General features: G+C 34.9%; 16 protein-coding genes. 4 read left to right on the top strand and 12 right to left on the bottom strand.

Features of this window, described 5'->3' with window-relative positions:
- Window positions 1-5: 5 nt before the first annotated feature.
- The 3 genes from HLK68_RS12005 to HLK68_RS11995 form a co-directional block, all read right to left on the bottom strand.
- The gene (locus tag HLK68_RS12005; RefSeq protein ID WP_132942631.1) at window positions 6-2,543 is read right to left on the bottom strand and encodes a UvrD-helicase domain-containing protein; all 2,538 of its coding nucleotides are present in this window, start codon (window positions 2,541-2,543) and stop codon (window positions 6-8) included.
- Window positions 2,544-2,956: 413 nt separating this feature from the next.
- On the bottom strand, window positions 2,957-4,378 hold the full coding sequence (locus tag HLK68_RS12000; protein WP_006785623.1) for an MATE family efflux transporter: 1,422 nt from the start codon (window positions 4,376-4,378) through the stop codon (window positions 2,957-2,959).
- Window positions 4,379-4,508: 130 nt separating this feature from the next.
- Window positions 4,509-4,709 (bottom strand): cold-shock protein, encoded by a 201-nt coding sequence (locus HLK68_RS11995; RefSeq protein WP_006785622.1) that lies wholly within the window; start codon window positions 4,707-4,709, stop codon window positions 4,509-4,511.
- 516 nt (window positions 4,710-5,225) lie between these two features.
- On the opposite strand from HLK68_RS11995, the gene nhaC reads away from it, so the two are divergent.
- Complete coding sequence (nhaC, locus tag HLK68_RS11990) at window positions 5,226-6,629, top strand: Na+/H+ antiporter NhaC (RefSeq protein ID WP_006785621.1); 1,404 nt, start codon at window positions 5,226-5,228, stop codon at window positions 6,627-6,629.
- 13 nt (window positions 6,630-6,642) lie between these two features.
- On the opposite strand, the gene HLK68_RS11985 is transcribed toward nhaC, so the two are convergent.
- The 4 genes from HLK68_RS11985 to HLK68_RS11970 all read right to left on the bottom strand — a co-directional run bounded on the left by HLK68_RS11985 (window position 6,643) and on the right by HLK68_RS11970 (window position 8,869).
- A complete protein-coding gene (locus HLK68_RS11985) occupies window positions 6,643-7,089 on the bottom strand; it encodes a hypothetical protein (protein ID WP_006785620.1) in 447 nt (148 codons plus the stop codon).
- 18 nt (window positions 7,090-7,107) lie between these two features.
- Complete coding sequence (locus HLK68_RS11980; RefSeq protein WP_009606436.1) at window positions 7,108-7,647, bottom strand: GNAT family N-acetyltransferase; 540 nt, start codon at window positions 7,645-7,647, stop codon at window positions 7,108-7,110.
- A gap of 27 nt (window positions 7,648-7,674) precedes the next feature.
- Window positions 7,675-8,262: a hypothetical protein gene (locus tag HLK68_RS11975; RefSeq protein ID WP_006785618.1), complete on the bottom strand. Its 588-nt coding sequence runs from the start codon at window positions 8,260-8,262 to the stop codon at window positions 7,675-7,677.
- A 157-nt stretch (window positions 8,263-8,419) separates the two neighbouring features.
- Window positions 8,420-8,869 carry a hypothetical protein gene (locus HLK68_RS11970; RefSeq protein WP_006785617.1) on the bottom strand — a complete coding sequence of 150 codons (450 nt, stop codon included), beginning with the start codon at window positions 8,867-8,869 and terminating at the stop codon, window positions 8,420-8,422.
- A 197-nt stretch (window positions 8,870-9,066) separates the two neighbouring features.
- Between HLK68_RS11970 and HLK68_RS11965 the strand changes: the two genes are divergently transcribed.
- Window positions 9,067-10,581 (top strand): bifunctional metallophosphatase/5'-nucleotidase, encoded by a 1,515-nt coding sequence (locus tag HLK68_RS11965; RefSeq protein ID WP_006785616.1) that lies wholly within the window; start codon window positions 9,067-9,069, stop codon window positions 10,579-10,581.
- 209 nt (window positions 10,582-10,790) lie between these two features.
- Window positions 10,791-12,743 carry an aryl-sulfate sulfotransferase gene (locus tag HLK68_RS11960; protein ID WP_132942632.1) on the top strand — a complete coding sequence of 651 codons (1,953 nt, stop codon included), beginning with the start codon at window positions 10,791-10,793 and terminating at the stop codon, window positions 12,741-12,743.
- Window positions 12,744-12,801: 58 nt separating this feature from the next.
- Here HLK68_RS11960 and HLK68_RS11955 read toward each other — a convergent pair whose 3' ends face one another.
- The 3 genes from HLK68_RS11955 to HLK68_RS11945 form a co-directional block, all read right to left on the bottom strand.
- Window positions 12,802-14,817, bottom strand: coding sequence for an amylo-alpha-1,6-glucosidase (locus tag HLK68_RS11955; protein ID WP_055164754.1), 2,016 nt, complete (start codon window positions 14,815-14,817; stop codon window positions 12,802-12,804).
- Window positions 14,818-14,992: 175 nt separating this feature from the next.
- The gene (locus HLK68_RS11950) at window positions 14,993-17,704 is read right to left on the bottom strand and encodes a calcium-translocating P-type ATPase, PMCA-type (protein ID WP_009606453.1); all 2,712 of its coding nucleotides are present in this window, start codon (window positions 17,702-17,704) and stop codon (window positions 14,993-14,995) included.
- 177 nt (window positions 17,705-17,881) lie between these two features.
- On the bottom strand, window positions 17,882-18,724 hold the full coding sequence (locus tag HLK68_RS11945; RefSeq protein ID WP_132942633.1) for an SGNH/GDSL hydrolase family protein: 843 nt from the start codon (window positions 18,722-18,724) through the stop codon (window positions 17,882-17,884).
- A 195-nt stretch (window positions 18,725-18,919) separates the two neighbouring features.
- Here HLK68_RS11945 and HLK68_RS11940 point away from each other — a divergent pair, with 195 nt between their 5' ends.
- Complete coding sequence (locus tag HLK68_RS11940; protein WP_132942634.1) at window positions 18,920-20,311, top strand: MATE family efflux transporter; 1,392 nt, start codon at window positions 18,920-18,922, stop codon at window positions 20,309-20,311.
- A 78-nt stretch (window positions 20,312-20,389) separates the two neighbouring features.
- Here the strand turns inward: HLK68_RS11940 and HLK68_RS11935 are convergent, their stop codons facing one another.
- Entirely contained in the window at window positions 20,390-21,250 is an 861-nt protein-coding gene (locus HLK68_RS11935; protein ID WP_009606441.1) for a carbohydrate ABC transporter permease, read from the bottom strand.
- 19 nt (window positions 21,251-21,269) lie between these two features.
- Window positions 21,270-22,214, bottom strand: a complete 945-nt coding sequence (locus HLK68_RS11930; RefSeq protein WP_006785607.1) for a carbohydrate ABC transporter permease — start codon at window positions 22,212-22,214, stop codon at window positions 21,270-21,272.
- Between the last annotated feature and the right edge of the window lie 64 nt (window positions 22,215-22,278).

Here is a 22,278-nt window from a genome sequence, read left to right as displayed (position 1 = left end):
TTCCCTCACCCTTTCATTTCATCAATACATTCCATTAGGTGATCGATGACTTGTGTTCGCTTAGTTAAATGAATGGCATATAACTTATTAAAACGGCGAAGCCACGAGACTCGCGTTGGTTGTAAATAGACATAACTAATCACGTCTTCAATGCCAAAGGTTAATAATTCTTCTTGTATTTTTTCAAACGGACAATCTTGATAAACCAATGCCTGTAAATAGCGGAGCACATCTTGCCCCTGTCTAAAACAGTTTGCCGCCTGTTCAAATTCTTTTAAGTTTAAGAGCTCGATTCCCGCTTCAATATGCTGCCCTTCTCTATTTTTCATCAAAGCCTGACACCGTTTAATATCATGTTTCGCCACCTCTAATTTCGATAGCTCGTACTCGGTAATAGCCTGTTCATATAATTCGCGACGTTCGTATAATGTTGCTTCTTTATAGAACTGATTATCACTTGAAATTTGACTTAGTTTTAAAGCCGATTCATCAAACTCAGAAAAAATTAAGAGTTCATCACTCAGATACTCAAATAATGACGGCGGCATGTCCTCTTCTACAAAACATAAGTGCTGACGAGCCCTTGTAATCGCAACATACAATAAATTAAAGTAATAGCGGTATTGATTTTGATGCATCACATCGGTATTTAAGATGGTTTCCCAAAGCGATTTAAACTTAGACATCACATTATAACAAATGATGTAATCTTTTTCGATTCCTTTAATTTCTTCAACCGTAAAGACGGCCCCTTTCACTTGGGTTAAACGCTCTAAATTCCGTTTTTCAGCTTCATCTGGCACGACGATCGCAACATAATGTCGATTTAAGCCCGTCTCAATGAGCTTAATGACATTTTGAGGATTCGTGCTCTGTAAATAATAAACCGCATGTGAAAGACCACGGATAGCAATTTCATGATAATCATTTTTTTTATTTAATCCTAAGCGCTTGATCCGAAGATCCACGACTTTATTCGCTAAATCTACGACCTCTTTTGTGCTACGATAATTTTTCACCAGTTGATGTTTCAAAAAACCTAAATGGGTATTCGATGTTTTCATAATGCTTTCAACGCGTCCTGTATGAAAATAAGTAGGTCGAATGGTTTGATTAATATCTCCACTAAATAACAGTTGATTACGATTTCGTGACAAGCGAATCAAACAATAAATTTGAATCTCCGTCAAATCTTGAATTTCATCAGCAATGACATAATCAAATAAATTCACTTCTTTTTTGATTATTTTTTGAAGCAGCGCTCTTGATAGATCGTTCTCATCCACTTTTTTCTCATCATCTAAAAAGAACTGATAACGCACCGCTAACTCATACAACAGTTCACGTTGTTTTCGTTCGTACACACAATACTGCTCATCAAGTGAAAGATAGATCTCTTTTTCAATCATTTTATGTGTGAATAAATACTCATCAAGCAGTTGATGCATAAGCATAATCGCTTGTAGGGTATAGCGATCTAAATAATGTTTTTTTGCCTCATATAAGGCATCAGCATGTAAGATTAACACGTCATTTTCAACATGAGCTAAGCCTTTTTTCAACATCACTTCCATGACCTCTGACGGATATGGAAAATCAGAAATAGGGATGGCATAACGAATCCATTCTTTTGGAATCATTCCTTTAATGATGCCCCGAATTTCTTTCCACAAATCATAAACATCTAATCCGATTTGTTTAATTAGCATCGGTTGGCGTTCAATTGCCCATAAGCGAAATGCTTCGTATGTCATCATTTGATACGCTCGAACCTCTGTGGAAACAAAGTGATTGTAGTGAAGAAATTGAACCCGTTTTAAAATATCATCCGCTTTCACCTCATCAGAATCTTCCACAATTTTTTTGAATAATTTAACTGCATCTTCAACTAAATAAGAAGAATACGTGAAATAAGCTAAACGAATCGGTTGCAAGGCAAGTAAATACGCTTTATGAATATTAATCGTGGTTTTTCCACTTCCGGCACTTCCGAATAAAAACGTTGGCGACTCAGTTGGCGCCAGACATTGAAACTGTTCATCATTTAAATAATAAATCGCCTTTTCATCTCGATCGTCAAGTAACTGATTCATCGTTTCGACGTTTATGACTCTGGTAATGATGACATTAGGATCATAATCAAAATTTTCATATTGTTGATCAATGTAGGCATCGACTACCTCTTCTTCAGAAGATACAACCTCAATCCTATCTTCTTTGATTCCAATTTGTCGTCCTCGCATTGCCTGATCATCATGATGACAATAATCTAAAAACAAAATGGCTTGTCGGTACTCACTTCGAACACGATTTGTATCAAAGGTAAACAAGATCCGATCACCTTTATTAATTCGAAGCTTAAAAATACGCAACCCATTGCGATTATGTTTAATTTCACGCACAGACACGCCTCCACGCATCGCAGACATGTTAAACTTATATTCTACATAATCTTTCACGAATTGACTCATTTTTTGCAACACAAATGTTTCTTTACCACGAGGGATATGGCTCAAAAACATTTCAGTTACTAATATTTTCATCACCATTCCCCTTTCTACCTTTTTACTTCTTTTTCTACTTGATTGAAACTGAACTCTATTTCACACTCATGAATCTATCTGAGGATTTAAGCTTTTTTGAACCTAAGGTATCCTATCGTCCAAAGCTTACTTCACTAAAAGTGGAGTAACTCATGCAAAGAATCCCTGACAAAGAACACAACAGGCTCCCTACACTATGTGGTTCACTTAGCTCATAGGTTATCCCCTTCTTAGCTTCTAGAGAATGACTAACCTGCTCTTGAAAAGGCCTTCTCCACTGATAGTTCAAAAATTTTACAGTTTTACAAAACTAATCTGAACTTATCTATTTTATCAAATATTTCAATCGTTGTATATCATCGTTGTTTGGCTTCTCATATAAAAAAGGCATCCGTATCGGACGCCTTTTTGGTTTATTCTATCTTTAATTTTAATTCCTGAGAACTTCGTTCACCTTCTCCTTCAAGAGTTGATGGGGCTTGTTTTAAATAAAGACGCTGACGTTTTGAAAGATAGAAATAAATACCTGCCAGTACGAGACCCTTGACGACACTACTTAGTGTAATCGCCCACCAAACCCCATCAATTCCTAGTACATGAGGTTGTCCTATCACATAGGCGAGTGGAATACGTGCACCGGTTAAGATAATTCCGACAATGGATGGAATGTACGTACGACCTAATCCATTAAATAATCCTTGTGTCGTAATCTCAATACACATAAATAATTGCGAATACCCTAAGATTTTTAAGTACATTTTTCCCTGTTCAATAGCCTCTGCTTCTGGTAAGAAAAATGAAAAGATCGGTTCCCCAAAGAAGACAAGAAGAACGGTTGCAAAAACACCAAGACCTAGTGCTAAAAGCATTGTCGTTTGATAGCCTTTTTGAATTCGATCAAATTGTTTTGCTCCATAATTTTGTCCAACAAAGGCACCGAGCGCCGTTGAAAATCCTCCTGCAGTCATCCAAGAAATCGATTCGATTTGAGATCCAACTTTTTGAACAGCAATTGGAACAGCTCCATAAGCGGCTACCAATCGACCAAGCACCATTGAAATACACGTGAACAATCCACTTTGAAGCGCTCCTGGAAAGCCGATTTTACAGATGATTTTAATGAATTTTATATCAAACTTTTCAAATAAGTTCACTTTTAAGTAGGCTGCTTTACTGCGTAAAATAATAACTAAGAAACATAAGCTAACCACTATTTGAGCACACACTGTTGCAATGGCAGCTCCTAAAACACCCAGCGCCGGAATAGGTCCAAATCCTAAAATTAAAATTGGATCAAAAACAATATTGAAGATTAATCCAATGGTATTGATCATAAATGGCGTTTTACTATCGCCTGATCCGTTAAAGATAGCTGTAAAAACAGGGTTGATAAAATAAAAAATCATTCCAATAATCATAACCTCTAAATAAGTATAGGACATTTGAATAATTTCCTCATCGCCTAAGTTAAAGAAGCCAATTAAAGGTTCTTTAAAGAAGAACAGAACCATCATATATAAAACAGCTAAAATGAGATTAATTTGTATAGCACTTCGAACATAACCTTTTGTTTCTTCGTATAAATGAGCACCTATTGTTTGTGAGACCTTAATTTCAGCTCCAATTTTTGAAATCATAATAAATGCCATCGCTAACCAGGTAAAAAATCCGGCCGTTCCAACAGCCGCTACTGCACTACTTCCGACACGACCAATCCAGATCATGTCGGTCAGATTATACGCCATTTGAATAAATGAGGTTCCCATTATGGGTAAAGCTAACTTTACAAGCGTTCCAATAATATGACCCTTTGTTAAATCAAGTCTTTTCTCCACTTTCTTCACCTTCTTCTTTATGATGAAACCCTGACCCTAGTCATTCCTTTACTTTCTAGCCTTTTAACGAACAAGAAAAAACTAGTAACCCATGGCTACTAGCTCATTCATGTCTTATTTTGAAATAGAATTATAATTTTACTACGTTAGAAGCTTGAGCTCCACGGTTTCCTTCAACGATATCAAAAGACACTTTTTGTCCTTCTTCTAATGTTTTAAATCCTTCACCAGTGATTGCAGAGTAATGAACGAATACGTCTTCTCCACCTTCAACTGAAATGAATCCAAATCCTTTTTCTGCATTAAACCATTTAACTGTACCTGTATTCATAATAAATACCTCCGAATAAAAATAAAGATTAGTGACTTAATACTATTTTGTAACCCCACACCTTTTTACCCTGTAGTTAAAAACCCCCAGAAACGCAATCCAATCTGATATACTGTGAAACAAACAAAAAGAACTATTAAGTACTTCTTTAACATATCATAAATTTCCATTTTTATCAACCTTATAATATATTTATTTTATATTTTTTGGAATAATTAAAATAATTTTAGAGAAACTTATAAAAAGAACTACCCTTTAAAATTATCCAAATATATCCTAATATTTTTGAAGTAAAAGTATTATTTTCCAAAAATTACATTTTATAAACTTCATGATTTATTTGCAGTTTAAGATATAAAATGATATATTGAATGTCGGCAAAAAAATGTGTTTTTTCGACTCGTTGTGACAATTGATTTTATGCTCACAATGAAACTAATTTAGAATGATTCATTGGGGACTTCAAAACAACAAAACTGAGAACAAACATAACACTCATAAGAAGGAGAAATAAAGATGAAACAACCTAGAAAAGCGACGCTATTTGAAGCTCTAATTCCTATTGTTTTTTTAGTCATCATGTTGGCATTAGCTTTATTAAAGTTTAATGTCGATCCACAGATTCCATTAATTTTAGCCACTGGAGTCGCAGCCTTAATTGGAGTACTTCGTTTGGGGTATAAATGGAGTGAGCTTGAAGAGGGGATTATCCAAACCATTACAATGGCCTTACAAGCTGTTTTAATTTTGCTCATTGTTGGAACTTTAATTGGAACATGGATTTTAGGAGGGGTTGTCCCTTCAATGATTTATTGGGGACTCAACATTTTATCACCTGGTATTTTCTTAGTTGCTACCTTATTAATTTGTTCTATCGTATCCGTGGCAACGGGTTCTTCTTGGACAACAGCTGGAACAGTCGGGATTGCATTATTAGGAATTGGACAAACACTTGGAATTCCTTCACCTATTATTGCTGGGGCCATCATTTCTGGGGCCTACTTTGGAGATAAAATGTCCCCTTTATCTGATACGACTAACTTAGCACCTGCCATGGCTGGTGCGACGTTATTTGAACACATCAAACATATGATGTATACGACAGTTCCTGCGTATGTTATTTCAATCATACTTTACACGGTCCTTGGATTAAAATATGCTGGACAATCACTAGATACTGGTCAAATCGACATTATACAAAACACCTTAATAGGAAATTTCCACACATTATCACCTATCTTATTACTAGCACCTGTTGCTGTCATTGCGATGGTTATTTTAAAAGTGCCTGCGATTCCTGCCTTATTAACTGGTACGTTACTTGGTGGGGTGTTTGCGATGATCTTCCAAGGGGCAAATGTGGGAGACATCATGACAGCTATGCACTATGGCTATTACTCTCAAACCGGAGTCACCGCTGTTGATGATTTATTAACACGTGGTGGTTTAGATAGTATGTTATGGACCGTTTCCTTAATCCTTTGCGCCTTATCATTTGGTGGCGTTTTAGAAAAAACAGGAATGCTTGAAACCATTGCCTCAACCATTTTAAAATATGCAAAAGGGACATTCGGACTTGTATTCGCTACGATTTTTACTTGTATTTTCACAAATATTGTAACAGGTGATCAATATTTAGCACTTGTGATGCCAGGTCGTATGTATAAAAATGAATATCCAAAACGTGGATTAGCGCCGAAAAACTTATCACGCGCTCTTGAAGATGGTGCGACCGTGACTTCTCCACTTATCCCATGGACAACTTGTGGATCCTACATGATGGCAACGCTTGGCTTGAACCCTATTGCTTTCTTACCATTTGCATTCTTTAACTTATTAAGTCCACTGTTTTCACTTATTTTAGCAGCCACTGGATTCTCAATGACAAAAATAGATCAAAATGAAAAAACTCAGCTTTAACGCTGAGTTTTTTTTATTTTAATGTCACACTTGGTTTATATAACGTGATCCCTGTTGCACATCCCGTTATCTCCCAACTAACTTTAGCTAAATGAGCATGGGCTGGGATTTTACACGTGACCGTAATTATTTTAAACTCTGGTGTTATTTCAGAAACAATATTTTGCCTAATTTTTTTGATGCTTTGTTTTTCAATATTTAAAAAATTAACTTGATAATGAAATGCCTCAACATCATTTCCTCGAATCACAAGCCCCATTGTCAAGTACTCGTATCCATGTAAAGCAATCGGCTCTATATATTGAAGCACCTCTTGTTCCGTCGTGACTAATTGCAAACTTCCAATACGTGAGCCATTAATTTGACAGGAATCGAAGTGAATTTTCCCTAGTGAGGCATAATACTCAGGAAAGGCTTGTTCAAATTCCAACCAATTTGAATTTTTCAACTGATTTCTCACGCCACTTCCCCCTTCTTCTTATCTGCTATTAAACTCTGTCTCCTCAAGACTCAGTTCTATAATATCTACTTGAAAAAAATTGGGGAACTGTTCTTTTGGATAAATCATTTCCAATTTAAATCCTAGTTTTTTATATAACCTAATGGCACGTTCATTATGACTTAACACACTGAGTCGAATCGTTGTTAATCCTTGATGAAAGGCTTCATTAATTAAATAAAACATTGCCTCTTTCCCAAATCCTTTCCCCCTTTTGATTTGGGTTAATCCAATTACAAGCCATCCTTCTCGTTCACCTTCATTTATATCCATTAAACTAATAAATCCAATCCATTCCTGAGTTTTTTTTTCATAAACGGAATAAAAGATTTCATCTTCAGATAATTTTAGTTCTTCATACCATGTGTAAAGTGACTCATATGTTTGGACAACTCCCTCAATATAGCCAAAGTCCTCCATAAACTCTTCATCTTCATAAAGTTCTAGTAACAAAGGTAATTCTTCTTTTTTTAATTCACTCAAATAAACTAATTCACCTTCTATATAAGGTTGTAACATATAAAGCCTCTTTTCTATTAATCTAACTTATCTTCCTTTAAATAAAATAATTCGCAAATCTAGACAAACTAATACCGTTAAAATGAGATCTATAATCCAAAAGGTATAGCTCCAAAAAATCAAAAATCCGGGTGTAAAAAAATAACAAATGAAAAATTTATAGATAACAATTGCCACTAGTAGTCCAATGATTAATCCTGCAACAATTGAAATAGGCGTTAAGGTTTTACTTAAGAGTAACGAATCTGCCATGAGGATAAAATAACCGATTGCAATGACAGCAGCCGCTGTTACAATAAAATATGCTAATTCCCAAATCCATCCCGCTACACTAAATTGAAATAAAAGTTGTGAAACAAGCAAAAGTGAAATAAGACTAGCCATACTCCCAAAACAATAACATTCCTTTACAACTTTTCGACCTTTACTCACACTATCATTCACAAAAAAAGAAGCAATCCCAACGAGTGGCAAAATTAAAGCAAATAATTGTAACAACCCAATGCTAAATTTTAAAGCCACCACACACATTAATGTAATCGCAAAACAAAGGAGATTAACTCCGCAATGAACTTGAAAAAATAATTGTCTTTGATATTGAACGTTACTAGCCATCCCTCTCCCCTCCTGTAAGGTTTGTTAATACTACTCTATTCCTTATATCTCTAAAACATGATATGATAGATTCATTTTATCAACAAAGTTAAGTTATCACTAAAAAAAAACAGAGTCAATTTCACTAAGTGGAATCGCCTCTGTTTTTGATGAGTTTTTAATCTTTTTTGATAGCCTTTACCCCATAAATCGCTACCAATCCAGCTAAGGCTAGTGTACTATAACCAAATGTTTTAACCTGTTGTTGAGTTAAAAAGTGTTTATCTCGTTCATCACATTTCTCAATTTTGAGAGTGATTTCTTTTAACAACTCAATTAATTCAACCTTTAGCTCATTTGAAACTTCTGAATTTTTAATTAATTTCAAAATTGATTTCGAAACTTTTAAATAATACTTCTTTGTCTGTTTACTTAATTTCATTGAAATTTTTGTTGTTTTATAAGTTTGTTTGTGTACCATTTTTGTCTGTTTTAACAAATATGGTACTTTTTTCATCATCAGCTCATAAAGCTCTTCATCTAAATCAACTGATTGCTCCAATAATTGAAGTAATTCTGTTCCCTCTAGATCATTCCAATCCTTAAATTTTAATATATTTTCGGCCATGATTGATCTTCCTTTTTGTTTTTTTATTATTTTATCATATTCTATTATTAAATTCACATAAAAAAATGGTGGTTCCTTTTTTAAAATTCATTTATTTTGCAAATTCACTTCATGTTTTAATACTTTTATCGCACAATAATGATAGCACGGGCAGATTGATGTCGAATTTTGTGTTATAATTTGTATGAGGTGTTATAATGAAAGAATTAAAAATCTATTTTACTTCCGATTTACATGGATATGTTTATCCAACAGATTATACGGATACAACAATCAAGCCGATGGGGATGCTAAATATTATTGCGTCTTATCAAAAGGATGGAAATACACTAATCATTGATGGTGGTGATACCATTCAAGGCTCTCCTTTTACCACTTTTTTAAGTAGTGAGAAATTAATTAAACATCCCATTGCTGAGGTGATGAATGCAGGAGGATATGATTATATTACACTAGGAAATCATGAATTTAATTATGGCTATGACTATCTAAAATCATATCTCGATTATTTAAATGCGAAATGTTTATGTACAAATGTCCTAGATAAAACAAATCAGCTGCCTATTCAAGGTTACGACATAAAAACAATGGAAAACGGTTTAAAAGTTGGGATTATCGGATTTACAACTGACTTTATTCCTATTTGGGAAAAAGAGTATAATTTAACAAATTTCGAAGTGCGTGATACCTTTACTTCAATTAAACAAGTTCACGATGAGTTAAAACCTCAAGTTGATGTTTTAATTGGAATTTATCATGGTGGATTTGAATACGATTTATCAACACATGAACAATTAAGTACATCTTCTGAAAATATAGCCTATAAAGTTTGTAAAGAATTAGATTTTAATGTCTTACTAACAGGACATCAACATATCCCACTACAAAATCAAACGTTATTTGGGACTCATATCATCCAAACTCCACACAATGCAACAAAATATGCTGAAGTTCATGTTCAAACAGATGATCATCATGTGACGAGCGTAACCTCTTCATTAAATGCATTTGAAAATCATCCTGATCAAGTCATGTATGATACCCTATTACCACTCGAAAATCGTGTTCAAGAGTGGCTAGATTGTCCGGTCGGTTATTTAAATGTAGAATTACAACCAAGTGATCGTCTTGATATGGCGATTAATGGTTCATTACTTGCTAACTTTATTAACCAAATTCAACTCGAAGTGGCAGAATGTGATTTAGCTTGTACTTCTTTTGCCAACGCTGTTAAAGGATTTAACAAAAGTGTTACCGTTCGCGACATTGTTTCAACTTATGTCTACCCGAATACATTAGTTGTCCGTGAAGTTAGTGGAAAAGTTTTAAAGCAAGCATTAGAAGTCTGCGCTTCCTATATTGATTATACAAATGGAGAACTATCTGTATCTAAACGTTTCCTTCAACCTAAAGTGGCTCACTACAACTATGATTTCTTCTCAAATGTGGAGTATACATTTGATTTAACTAAACCTGTCGGTGAACGAGTCGTTAACATGATCGTGAAAGGCCAAGAAGTCAACCCGACGGATACGTTCTCACTCGTGATGAACAACTATCGTTCAAGTGGTGTTGGAGGTTATGAATTCTTCCGTGATTGTCCAATTATCAAAGAAATCCAAATTGAAATGACTGAAATTATTATCGATTACTTTAAGAAACATCAACATGTTACAGTTGATGACCGTCAATTTATTCATATTATAAAATAAAAAAGCGCCATCTAGTCTTCTCTAGATGGCTTTTTTAGTTAATATAGGACTAAACATCCTTTAAAGTGTTTATAATAATGGTAAAGTTGTATAAATTTTCTGTTATAAATGGTTATTATTGACTTTCATCTACAGTCATTTTATGATAAAAGCATTACATAAAAAAATGTCATTTCAAGACCTGTTCAAATGACCGAAAGGAAAACACAATGAAAAAAATATGGCTAGTCATTGCTACCCTTTTAATTATCCTGCTTGGATGTGTGCTATACATTAATCTAAAATCTTCTTCTCAGATGTTAACCGTTCCACAAAGTCTTGATTTAATCACGCAACAAAACCAAATCGATCAAGATTTACAAACAGAAATTGAAATTGGAAATTATACGTTTGAAAATCCTTTTATAAAGATTAATCCGTATCAAAATTCACCATTAACAGCACTTGTAGCTTTTACGACCTCACAATCTCAAGCTGTTGAGGTTAGGATTGAAGGAAAAGATGAATTCACAACATTTAAGACAACTCTCCCTGCAGCAACCAATCACTTAGTACCAATCTATGGGCTTTATCCTGATACGTTAAATCATGTCACTTTAACGTTATCTGACGGAAGTTCTACTACACTTGACATTCAGACAGATCCCTTACCAGATGACTTTATTTTGCCTACAAGTGTGACTTATGATGCCAATCAGGCCACTTCAGATTTATTTTTCTATACCCCTGCTAGTGCTGGTTATACAGCAGCGTATGATTTAAATGGCGATGTTCGTTGGTACTTAACGACGGCTAATGTCTGGGAGATTAACCGATTAAAAAATGGAAATCTTATTTTAAGTTCCAATCGTACCGTAAATGCCCCTTATTATATGGCGGGATTAATGGAAATGGACCTGTTAGGTAAAGTTTATCATGAATACGTCTTTCCTGGCGGATATCATCATGATGTTTATGAATTAGATAACGGAAACTTTATCGTGGCTGGGAATAACCCTTCTAAAACTGTTGTTGAAGATTATGTCATCGAAATCAATCGTCAAAGCGGTGAAGTAATAAAAGAATGGGATCTTTCCTCTGTTCTACCGACTGACGCCGGAAAAAGTGAAAATTGGACCGAACACGATTGGTTCCATAACAACTCCGTTTATTATGATCATCTGACAGATGCTATCATTTTATCTGGACGCCATCAAGATGCTGTCATCAGCATAGACTATGAGACAGGAGATTTAAACTGGATTATTGGAGATTCCACGAATTGGCCTGAAGAGATGCAACGTTATTTCTTTACGCCAATCGGTGAAAATTTTGAATGGCAGTGGTCACAACATTCTGCCAAAGTGTTACCAAACGGAGACCTCTTTATTTTTGATAATGGAAATAATCGTTCAAAAAATCCACTCGATTATGTTGAAGCCAAGGACAACTATTCTCGTGGCGTGATCTATCGACTCAATACAGATGAGATGACAATCGAGCAAATTTATGAATATGGAAAAGAATTAGGTTCAAGTTTTTACTCGCCTTATATTTCAGAAGTTGATTATTTAGGAGAAAATCATTATCTCATTCATTCAGGTGGAATGGGTTCTGTGAATGGAGTGCCAATGAATCAACCAGCCTATTTCAACCCTGAAGCCAAACTAGAAGCTAAAACAGTTGAAGTTTTAAAATATCAGGTCATTACAACACTTGACTTCCCGACCCAATTTTATCGCGTGCAAAAAATGTCGCTTTATTCATCAGGATTCAACTATAATCTAGAGCCTGGAACACGTCTTGGAACCCTTGGACAAACCCCAACCCTAAAACTCGATATTAACGGCTTATGGAAAGCAAAAGAATTACCAGCCAATGATTATCATTTAACCTTTAATCAAGAATCTGATCGTTTAATTTTTAACGCGCAATTCAAAGAAGGGCAAAAAGTTAAACTGATTTTATCAAAACTTGGCGATCAACGAGTTTATGATATTCGTGTCTCAAAAACAAGCTATTCTGCTATGTGCATTGACTTATTTAATGCTTCAGACGTTAACGACGGTGATTTACTATCCGTTACGAACTACATCAATGCCGAAGGTTTATCAGGAACCTATCAACTATATATCCAAATTGATGGCAACGTTTATAAAATTAATCAAAAAGTAACCTTTTAAAATAATAAAAAAGGAAAGTGAACCCTATTAAGCCGCGTTCACTTTCCTTTTTTTATACTTAATCTAAATACGGTAAAACATCAACGGTGTAAGCTCTTAATACTTCCCCAACACTCCAAGCCTGTGTAAAACATCCTCGACTGGTTGCTGCAAACTCACCATCAAATATTTCAGCGATTCCGTTAATACAACCATCATGTAAATGATCCTCAAACACTTCACACATCATTTTTGCACTCCTAATAGCTGCTTTATCATGACGGTGCACTTTACAATAAGCCGAAATAAATCCTCCAATTAAAAATCCCCATGTTGTTCCCATGTGATACGCACAATCACGAGTTAGGAGTTTTCCGATATATTGTCTTTTGTATTCAGGGTCTTTAAATGATAAAGATCGTAAGCCATATGTGGCATATAATTCTTGGTAAACTTTCTCTACCACCTTTAATTCCTTTTCTTCACTTAACATCGTGAACGGTAATGAAACCGCGTAAATTTGATTTGGTCTGACCTTGGCATCATCGATATCCACTACATCATTTAAGCACTGTGTTTCTTCATTCCAAAAACGAGCGTTAAAGGACTCTTTGACACGCACTGCTAATTCTTCATACTCATTGTTCACTTGACCAAATTTTAACGATAATTCAGACATAATGCATAAGGCATTATACCAAAGTGCATTAATTTCTACTGGTTTACCATGGCGTGGTGTCACAACGAAATCTCCCACACGAACATCCATCCATGTCACCTGATCTAATCCATCTCCAGCATGAATCAATCCATCCTCATCCATTCCAATTGAGAATGCTGTTCCTTCGCGATACGCTTTAATAATTTCTTTCATTTTTTCAAATAATACCGATTCAACGAAATGGTAATCTGATTCTTGCCCGGTATACGCTAAATATTGATAAACCGCATGAATATACCATAAAGAGGCATCGACTGTATTATATCCTGGCTCACTTCCCTTATCCGGGAAGACATTTGGAACAAGACCATCTTTTAAATAGCGTACGAATGACTCCAAAATTTCTCGTGCTTCTTCAAAACGTTTTGTACATAATGTCAACCCTTCAAATGCAATCATCGTATCACGTCCCCAGTCTGTAAACCAAGGGAAGCCAGCTAAAATGGTTTTTAATCCTGTACTTTCACGTTTCACCACAAAATGGTCAGCTGCTTTTACTAAATTTAACGCGAGTGCATCCTCATATCCAGATTGATCCATTAACTGATTCGCACGTTCACGATAGTTTTTCACAATCTCAAACCCATCTCGTTCATCTAATTCTTCAACCGTACACTTCAAATAAAACTTAGTCGTTGTATGAGGCTCTAGCTCTACCACTAAATCATATGGCGTATAATGATTATCGAGGCCTCGACTTCCATTTCGATTATCAAACTCATAGTAATGATTTTCTTCAATTAAATAATTTGGCGTTGCCATACTCGTTGGACGTAATTTTCGATCGATATAAGTCCCCTTTGAGGCAAAGAATTTAATACTCATTTCCTCAAAACCTGCAGGTACTAATGTTAAGACTTGATCAGCTAAATTCATCTCAAAGTTTAATTCCTGACGTTCAGATGTCGCCCCTGCTCCACGGAAATTAAATAATGGCACAATATTTAGGGTTGCTTTTTGCCCACCTGTTTTGACTTCATAACAAACAGCAACTGTATTATGTCCATACTCCATCGCAATGGTTTTGCTTAACTCTACATCTTCGACTTGATAATAGTAGGTTGGAACACTATCAAACGTAAAACGATTTAAATAATGTTGCCCATTTTTATTTTCATTAACGTACGTTTGTGCCGTTAAATCGTATTCTTTTCCATTTAAAATCACTTGTTCTTGGGTACGTGTAAAAACTGCATAACGTTCAACGGGTGGATTTAAAGATGCGACTAAATAGGCATGAAATGAACGAAAACCACTGTTGACAATCGTTTGTCCACTATATCCTCCGATCCCATTTCCCATTAACCATTCGCGTTCTTGACCTTCTTCAATAGTGCGCCAATTTCCACGTCCAAATTTATATGTTAATTCCATTTTAACTCCTCCTCACCTCAACTTAAGCGGTTACAAAGGAAGTATATCATAACTAAGCCTTTCTTTTGAAGAGTAAACCCTCTGAAACCGGTTAACCTTTTGAAACGTTTCGATAACTAAAGAATGAAAAAAAAGAATCATTGGGTCCTAAACTCAATGATTCTTTTTTACATCTTTAAGATGCTGTGACATTCTGAATTACTTTTTGCTCCTGACGTTTTTTCTTACGTTTTAAGTTGATGAGACGTAAAACACATTTGACTATCTCACTAAATAAAACAACGCTTGATCCTAATAAAATAATTTTGATCCACATCATAAAGCTTAACGGCACCGTATTAAAGAAGCCACTTGCTAATTGGGTCACTAAAATTTGGATAGCGAATGTCGCACCTAAAATTTTAAGGGCTGTCTTATTTTTACAGAAGTTTGGAATGATACTGACAAGACCAAACTCACGACAATTCAGAGCATTAAATAAGACTAAACTTACAAATAAACTAAAAATAACGGTTTGTGATTCACTTGCTCCTCGTGTAACATGGGTCACATCCGCACCAAGGAAGTTAAATTGTAACTGGGCAAGCAACACCAAAATCATAAAAATACTATTACCAATAATCGTTTGAACCATAAAACGATTAATAATCGACGCATTTTTCGAAGTTGGCTTACGTCTCATGACCGTCTGACGGATAGGCTCTAATCCAAGCGCTAAGGCTGGTGGACCATCCATAATAATATTCACCCAAAGAAGATGAATCGTTGTAAAAGGTAAGGGTTGATCTAACAACTGACTGATAATCGTTAATAAAAAGGCAATCACATTAACCGTTAGAGTAAATTGTAAATACCGTTGGAAGTTATTATAGATTCCACGCCCCCACTTAATGGCTTCAACAATCGTATTAAAACTATCATCTGTTAAAATAATATCAGCCGCATTACGACTCACTTCAGTCCCTGCAATTCCCATTGCGATCCCTACATCTGCTTTCGTGAGTGCCGGTGCATCATTAATTCCATCTCCGGTAACCGCAACGACTTCTCCATTTTTTTGAAGAGCACTAACAATCCTCATCTTTGTATTAGGCATTGAACGTGCAACGATCGCAATATCTTTGATTTCTTTACGAAGCTCGGCATCACTTAAACTATCAATATAACTTGCTTCTACAACACGCTTATCTTTTGTGATAATTCCAAGTTCATTTCCAATAGCAACAGCCGTGTTGATATTATCTCCGGTTAAAATCTTTGTTTCAATACGAGCAGCTCTTGCACTTTCAATTGATTCTTTTACACCTGCTCGTAGAGGATCTGTAATTCCGACAAATCCATAAAAAATTAACTTTTGATTCCAACGATCCGTATTCATGACAAGATCCTTAGATGGAGTCTCCAAATAAGCAAAGGCAATGACACGCATAGCCTGCGATTGATAAGTCTTGATTGAATCCGAAATCGCCTTGATTCGCGCACTAGATAATACTCTTTTTTGTCCATTCACTAACTCATATGCACTTTGATTTAAAATCACTTCCGGTGCTCCTTTAGAAAGAACTTCATATCCTTCTTTAGTTTCAATGGCAGTTAACATATATTTATTAACTGAAGCAAATGGAATTTGTCGCACCACTTTTGCTTCCTCTCGGAATCGAGAGTAAGATGGATTATTAATCATTGAAATCAATGCACCTTCTGTTGGATTTCCAATATAGTTATGATGCGTCCCATTGAATTCAACATCCGCACTACTATTTAGCAAACAACTTCTGACTAGTAAGGGATATTCACTAGCTGAATCTAAGTCAACTTCACGACCTTCTAAGACTAACTTTCCAACTTTCATTTTATTTTCAGTTAATGTTCCTGTTTTATCGCTACAAATCACACTGACAGATCCGATTGTTTCGCATGCTTCTTTTTTTCGAATGAGAACATTAATCTTAGCCATTTGATTCATGGTAATTGCTAATGTGATATTGATCATCGTTGGCAATCCTTCAGGAACAGCTGCTACAATTAACCCCACACAAACAATAAAAGCTGTTTTAATACTTGGAAATACAATATAAATATCATGTAAAGAATGGACAAATGCATCCCAACTAGAAAAATTAATTTGAATATGACTATCTTTAAAAATCTGAATAATCATATACACAAATAACATTCCAGCTACACCAGACGATATGGATGATATTTTTTGACCTAGTATTCCTAATTTTATTTGTAATGGCGTCATTTGTTCAGTCTGATCTAAATCTTTTGCAATTGATCCCATTTCTGTTTCATCACCTATTTTGGTGACAAGCATTAGACCATTACCATTTCCTACTAAGGTCCCTCCATAAACAATACTATCTTTTTGTTTTGAAACCTGATCAGATTCCCCAGTTAGCATATCCTCTCTAAGTTTCAATTCAGCTGCTTCTAAAATGATTCCATCTGCCGGAACTAAATCACCTGTTTCTAAAAAGACGATATCGTTCGGGACAACCTCTGATTTATGAATTTGTTGTTTTTTCCCAGATCTCATGACCTTAACCACAACATCATCTGTCATTTTTTCAAGTGTTGCAGCTGCTTTTTTAGATTTACCTTCTGTAATCTTCCCAATTAGAATCCCTAGGACAACTGCCATGCAGATTCCAACACCGTCTTTGTACTCTCCCACTAAAAAGCTCATTCCACTTGCAATAAATAAAATGACCATTAAGGGCTCTTTAAAAATGTCTAGAAACTCTTTTAATAGTCCTCGCTCGCTTGGCTTTGAAAATTCATTTGTTCCATACTGCTTTCGTTGTTCGAGTACTTGTTCTTCTGTTAAACCTGTTTTTACATTAATGTTACGTTGATGATTATGATTTGCTTCTTTCGCCAAAGGTTTGATGACCGTCACCTGCTTTCATTTTGTTTTCATTAATGATTATGAAATGAAATTCGATTATAGAACTAATTTATTAAATTTATTAAAAATTTAAATAAAAAGATTTAATGATTCAATCCTTCTATATCCTCTTATAAAAAAAAGATACCACAAAATGGGTATCTTTTTGATCTATTCTTCTGTTTCTAAGAATGAGCGAATCAATTGTTCAATCATAGAAGCCGCAATTTTATTTTGATGAACCGTATCGACTGTTAAAATAAGTCCCGCTTCCTGTGATATTTCTTCCCAAGATTTTCTTAATACATAATGTTTAAAAGAAGGCATAAAAAACGCAAAGGGGGATGTTTTAACCTTTTTACGCTTCGACTCACGATTCTCTTCTAAAAACTTTAATTGCCATTCATTCAAAGGAAGGTAAGTAATCTGCTCTAATTGAGCAATTTTTTGAATTTGTTGACTATACTCTATCGCTTGTTTAAATGCAAACGAATCTGTATCTTCACTTATTAATGGTAGTGATAAGATGGCTATTTTAGCACGAGTATTGGCTTTAAGCTTAGAAATCACCGCCGTTAAATTAGAAATAAACCAGGCTTCATTTGGTTTCATAGGCAGATGTTTTTTTAGTTCAAATTTGATTTCATTAGGTTTATTTAACTGAGCTAAAATATCATTGGTCCCGATTAATATAATGATATAGTCAGGATCACAGATGATAACCTCATCTAATCGATTTAAAACATTATAAACTAAATCTCCATTTACCCCTGCATTAATAAAGTCATATCCTTCTTCCCCCATAGAGGTTGCTAATTCATTAACAAAATTATACGCCATCGTTCCTTGGGTATTACTGTCTCCAAGACATGCTACTAATTGACGATTTTTATCTTGTCGTTGATAGTCCTTAGGTCTATTGTTGGGAGGTTGACTAAATTTGTAAATCGTATAGCCTCCAAGAAGTGTAAATACGCCACCTAATCCAATCATCCATCTTTTCTTTCCACTCATTGCTAAACTCCTTTTTCATTTTTTCTGATTTTACCTATAATTTATTCTATGTCATCTATGATTTATTAATCAATCATTAATTTTAGTCCTATTCAAATTTTAAATATTTCGACAAAATTAAGGTTCCCACTCCATTTAAAGTATAGTATCATTATATGTTGAGGATAAAAATAGAACTACTATTGGAGGGATTTGATGTCAACTCAATCTACTGATTTAGGAAAAGATCCTATTGGTCGATTATTATTAAAGCTTGCAACACCTGCTATCATAGCACAATTAGTTAATGTTTTATATAACATCGTCGATCGAATTTTTATCGGACGTATTCAAGATGGAGATTTAGCAATGGCTGGTGTTGGTGTAGCATTTCCAATTATCATGTTAATCTCTGCTACTAGTGCACTCATCGGGATGGGAGGTGCCCCACTAGCGGCCATTAAAATGGGGAAACAAGATCATGATGGCGCAGAGAAAATCATAAGTAATAGTTTATCGACGCTAATGATTATTTCGGTCTTATTAATGACACTTTTATTAATTTTTAAAGAACCCATTCTTCTTGCTTTTGGGGCCAGTTCTCAAACATTAGGATACGCGAATGATTATTTAACCATTTATTTACTAGGAACCATTTTCGTTCAAATCGCGCTTGGAATGAATCCATTTATTAATACTCAAGGATTTGCTAAAATTGGTATGCTAACGGTCTTAGTCGGGGCTATTTTTAATATCGTACTAGACCCTATCTTTATTTTCGGTCTTAACTTAGGCGTTAAAGGGGCTGCGATTGCAACCATTACGTCACAATTTGTTTCTGCTATTTGGGTTTTAAAATTCCTTTTTGGTAAGCAAAGTATTTTAAAGATTCAAAAACGTTACCTTAAACCTGAATTGAACGTGATTCTCCCTATTTTAGCGCTCGGTGTTTCGCCATTTATTATGCAGGCAACAGAAAGTCTTGTCTTAATTTCTTTAAATAATCAACTATCACGATTTGGTGGCGATTTAGCAGTCAGTGCGATGACCATTATTAGTAGTATCAATCAAATCATTTTCTTACCCTTAATGGGGCTTGCTTCTGGTGCACAACCGATTATTTCATATAATTTCGGTGCCAATCAATTTGATCGTGTCAAAAAAACATTCAAGTTATTATTAACGGTTTGTTTAGTCTATACAACCGTGATGTGTGTCTCTTTAGAATTAGCACCACACATTTTTGTTAATATTTTTAACGATAAGCCGGAGTTGGTTGAAATCACCTCTCATAGCATCCGTATTTTCTTTGCAGGTATCTTTATCTTTGGGGCTCAATCAGCATGTCAACAAACGTTTTTAGCACTTGGACAAGCTAAAATTTCACTTGTTTTAGCCTTACTTCGTAAGATGATTTTATTAGTTCCCCTCATTTTCATCTTACCTGCAACCACTGCTTCTTTTATTTCACCATTAGATGCTGTATTCTTAGCCGAACCAATTGCAGATATTATTGCAGCACTAACAACTTTTACGTGCTTTATTATTTTCTATCATAAAACGTTTAATAAACCATTAAATGATCTGACAGACATGGTAGATGATTAAGAACATTTGAAAACCAATAAACAGATTTTAGCAAACAAAAAAAAGACGTCTGGATCATTCCAAAACGTCTTTTTTTGTTTACCCTTTAACAGCTCCCATTGTAATTCCTTGTGTAAAGTATTTTTGAAAGAACACAAAGATAATAACCATTGGAAGTGATGCTAAAGCAGCACCTGCCATAATAACGCCATAATTTGATGAGAATTCTTGTTGCATTGTTGCAACCCCAAGTGGTAATGATAAATTAGAGCGTGAATTTAAGAAAATTAACTGTAAGAAATAATCATTCCAAGATGAAATAAAGGTAAAGATAGCTAAAGCCGCCACCCCTGGTTTAACAAGCGGTAATACAATTTTGGTGAAGATTCCCCATTCACTACATCCATCTATTTTCGCCGATTCTAATAACTCATTCGGGACGGTTTGAGAAAATTGTTTCATTAAAAAAATCCCAAATGGCCATCCCACTGCTGGTAAAATCACAGCACTTAGCGTATCGCCAAATCCCCAAGCTGAGACAATACGAACAAGTGGAATTAAGATAACTTGTTTTGGAAGTGCCATCGCTCCAATGAATATAGCAAACATGAGTTTAGAACCATAAAAATTCTTTTTCCCCAGAACATATCCAGCTAAAGTAGATGTCACACAAACTAAAATCATCGTAAAAAATGAAAGATAGACACTATTAAGGAACCATGATCCTGCTGGATTTTTAAATAATTTGACCCAGTTATCAAGTGTTGGATTTGTTGGAAACCATTCGGGTGGAAGTGCCACAGCTACATCTTGTAACTTAAATGCTCCTGTTATAATCCAATAAAATGGAAAGATAAAAAAGATGGCTAACAAGGTTAAAATGATGAGCGTCATGACTGATCCAACCGTTATTTTCTTCTTTTTACTTAATTTCTTTTCAGTATTTTGTTTCGTTGACAAATTAATCCCCTCCTATCTCTTAATATTCAACATCTTTCCCAAAGAACTTGTATTGGATGATTGAGAACACCCCAATGACGATCGCTAAAATAACTCCCATTGCCGAAGCATACCCATATTTATTTAAAACAAATGAGCGTTCATAAACAAGATACATCACGGTTGAAGTTGAATAGTTTGGTCCTCCAGCTGTTAAAAGTTGAATTAAAGAGAAACATTGGAAAGAGTTAATGGTTGATATCACGACAATATATAAGGTCGTTGGCATTAATAGCGGCCATTTAATATGTCTAAAAATCTGCCAATTATTTGCTCCATCAATCTGCGCTGCTTCACTATAATCTTTCGGGATATTTCCAAGTGATGCCACATACAAGATAATTGGCTGTCCAACAGAAGTTGTTAATAAAACGACCATCACTGAAATTAAAGCAAATCTTGCATCTCCGAGCCATGAAATTGGACTATCAATGACCCCCATATTTTGTAATAAATAATTCAAAATCCCATGTAAAGGATGAAAAATCCATTGCCAAACAACCGTAACACTTACAATCCCTGTGACCACTGGTAAGTAAAAGACTCCCCTAAAAAATGATCTTGTAAAGGCTGAGCGTTCATAGATAGCATTTGAAACAAAAATTGAAAATACAATGATAAATGGTACCGTTCCAATAACTAAGAGAACAGTATTCCAAAGTGATTTAGTAAACACTTGATCTGACATCAGGTCGATGTAGTTTTGAAGCCCTATAAAATTGAAGGTACTCATCGTATAATCATAAAAACTAATATAAATGCCTTGAATAATTGGAAATAAAACAAATATTCCAAAGAAGATTAAAGCCGGTAATAAAAACAAATACCCAACAATTGTTTCACGCATCTTAGGTGAAAGGGTACGTTTTTGATTTTTAGTCTGTGAGACTGATGGCATAAGTGGTTTTTGACTAATACTCGCCATGACTTCCCCCCTATTATTTTTGAACAACTCTCGTTCTTGATTTAATTAGACGTAGCCTAAATTT

This window comes from Turicibacter sanguinis, assembly GCF_013046825.1.
In the GTDB taxonomy this organism is placed as follows: domain Bacteria; phylum Bacillota_I; class Bacilli_A; order MOL361; family Turicibacteraceae; genus Turicibacter; species Turicibacter sanguinis.
Note: the sequence above shows the minus strand (reverse complement) of the source record. Positions and strands in the feature narration are given on the sequence as shown.

What these genes read in the sequence shown, in the direction of transcription:
- HLK68_RS11955 (WP_055164754.1), bottom strand. Translation starts at nt 14,817, where the DNA reads ATGGAATTAACATATAAATTTGGACGTGGAAATTGGCGCACTATTGAA.
- HLK68_RS11960 (WP_132942632.1), top strand. Translation starts at nt 10,791, where the DNA reads ATGAAAAAAATATGGCTAGTCATTGCTACCCTTTTAATTATCCTGCTT.
- HLK68_RS11980 (WP_009606436.1), bottom strand. Translation starts at nt 7,647, where the DNA reads ATGTTACAACCTTATATAGAAGGTGAATTAGTTTATTTGAGTGAATTA.
- nhaC (WP_006785621.1), top strand. Translation starts at nt 5,226, where the DNA reads ATGAAACAACCTAGAAAAGCGACGCTATTTGAAGCTCTAATTCCTATT.
- HLK68_RS11995 (WP_006785622.1), bottom strand. Translation starts at nt 4,709, where the DNA reads ATGAATACAGGTACAGTTAAATGGTTTAATGCAGAAAAAGGATTTGGA.
- HLK68_RS11945 (WP_132942633.1), bottom strand. Translation starts at nt 18,724, where the DNA reads ATGAGTGGAAAGAAAAGATGGATGATTGGATTAGGTGGCGTATTTACA.
- HLK68_RS11970 (WP_006785617.1), bottom strand. Translation starts at nt 8,869, where the DNA reads ATGGCCGAAAATATATTAAAATTTAAGGATTGGAATGATCTAGAGGGA.
- HLK68_RS11930 (WP_006785607.1), bottom strand. Translation starts at nt 22,214, where the DNA reads ATGGCGAGTATTAGTCAAAAACCACTTATGCCATCAGTCTCACAGACT.
- HLK68_RS11940 (WP_132942634.1), top strand. Translation starts at nt 18,920, where the DNA reads ATGTCAACTCAATCTACTGATTTAGGAAAAGATCCTATTGGTCGATTA.
- HLK68_RS12005 (WP_132942631.1), bottom strand. Translation starts at nt 2,543, where the DNA reads ATGAAAATATTAGTAACTGAAATGTTTTTGAGCCATATCCCTCGTGGT.
- HLK68_RS11965 (WP_006785616.1), top strand. Translation starts at nt 9,067, where the DNA reads ATGAAAGAATTAAAAATCTATTTTACTTCCGATTTACATGGATATGTT.
- HLK68_RS11975 (WP_006785618.1), bottom strand. Translation starts at nt 8,262, where the DNA reads ATGGCTAGTAACGTTCAATATCAAAGACAATTATTTTTTCAAGTTCAT.